This is a genomic window from Streptomyces djakartensis, from assembly GCF_014651075.1.
Classification (GTDB): Bacteria; Actinomycetota; Actinomycetes; order Streptomycetales; family Streptomycetaceae; genus Streptomyces; species Streptomyces djakartensis.
The window spans coordinates 1-1,373 of sequence record NZ_BMWE01000054.1 but is presented as its reverse complement, the minus strand read 5'-3'; the positions used below and the strand labels follow the sequence as shown (position 1 = coordinate 1,373).

Here is a 1,373-nt window from a genome sequence, read left to right as displayed (position 1 = left end):
TACCATGTCCAATCCTCAAACTTTTCATCCTCAAACACATGAGGGATAAGCAACTCATCATCCCCATTCTCATGGGCACGTTTGGCAGCTTCCGCCCATCCCTGCCGTGGTTGTGCCTTTATCACAATATTGTTCCCGTCCAAAGAAATGCTCACAGCCGATTTCAAGGACAAACGCAACTGTTTCAATACTTCGGAAGGAAGTATTATCCCCTTGCTGTTTCCAATCTGAATAATATTCGTTACCATAATGTTATAACTTTATAATTGATTATCACGATACAAATATATGTAAAGTTATAACAATAACAAAAGGAAAAACAACTTTTTTCCATTTTCACCGAGAACCCTGTCAATGGCTGCACTCGTCGGGAGTGTTGGTGCACCCCCTTGCCGTGCAGCGCTCCCCGACCGATGATTTTTTAAGTAGTTGATTATATGCCGTTTTTAGGGTATAATAAGAACTTAAGAAATAGAATAAGTTAAGTAGTTGATACTCAATATAGGGTATTTTCCATATTGGAAAATCTGATTTTCCATATTAGAAAGTCACTCTTTCCTATTAGATGTTAAAAAGGAAAATATATTTTGCTTTTTTATTGTATTAATGGAAATTTAAATATTCCTTTGTGGAAAATCAAATTATACTTTTTCACCGATATATAGAAAGTCAAATTTGCCTAAATAGAATGTTTATGGAAAATAAGAAAGTACTCAAATTAACCGATTTTCAAAAAAACGAAGAAAACCCCTTTATGAAACAAGCAATTGAAGGGATTGAAAATCACGTTGTTAAGAAATACAAAAGTAGTACGGGAAGTGATAAAAAAGCTGTAGTTGCTGTTGCTGATACAGATACAGGAGAAGTATTCAAAACCTCGTTTATCCGACAAATAGAAGTAGATGAAGAGCAATTTGCAAAACTATACCTTGCGAATTTTGCCGCTTTTTTCAATCTATCACAATCAGCTATTCGGGTTTTCGGGTATATTCTAACTTGCATGAAGCCTAAGAATGATATGATAATTTTCGATAGGCGAAAATGCTTAGAATACACCCAATACAAATCAGACAAAGCCATATACAAAGGATTGGCAGAGCTCGTACAAAGTGAAATCATAGCAAGAGGTCCAAACGAATATAATTGGTTCATTAATCCGTTGATTGTCTTTAATGGGGATAGGGTTTCATTTACAAAAACATACGTTCGGAAAAAGACTTTAGCTGCCCAAAAGAAAGAAGAAGCAGAGAAACGACAGTTATCACTTGGTTTTGATGAACTGTAACACTCCATTGAGTGAAGGCAGGGTTTGTCTTTGTGTGCTCCCCCTTTGGGGGACGGGAGGGGGATAAGAAAAAAAATACCACCGGAGA

The 1,373-nt window shown here is 36.3% G+C and carries 2 protein-coding genes; one reads left to right on the top strand and one right to left on the bottom strand.

Annotation, left to right across the window (positions count from 1 at the left end; genetic code table 11):
- Positions 1 to 248, bottom strand: a 248-nt coding sequence (locus IE212_RS35720; protein WP_373301481.1) for an AbrB/MazE/SpoVT family DNA-binding domain-containing protein, incomplete at its 3' end; no start/stop codon positions are given.
- 380 nt (positions 249 to 628) lie between these two features.
- On the opposite strand from IE212_RS35720, the gene IE212_RS34415 reads away from it, so the two are divergent.
- Complete coding sequence (locus IE212_RS34415; RefSeq protein ID WP_229864727.1) at positions 629 to 1,285, top strand: RepA protein; 657 nt, start codon at positions 629 to 631, stop codon at positions 1,283 to 1,285.
- The last annotated feature ends 88 nt before the right edge of the window (positions 1,286 to 1,373 follow it).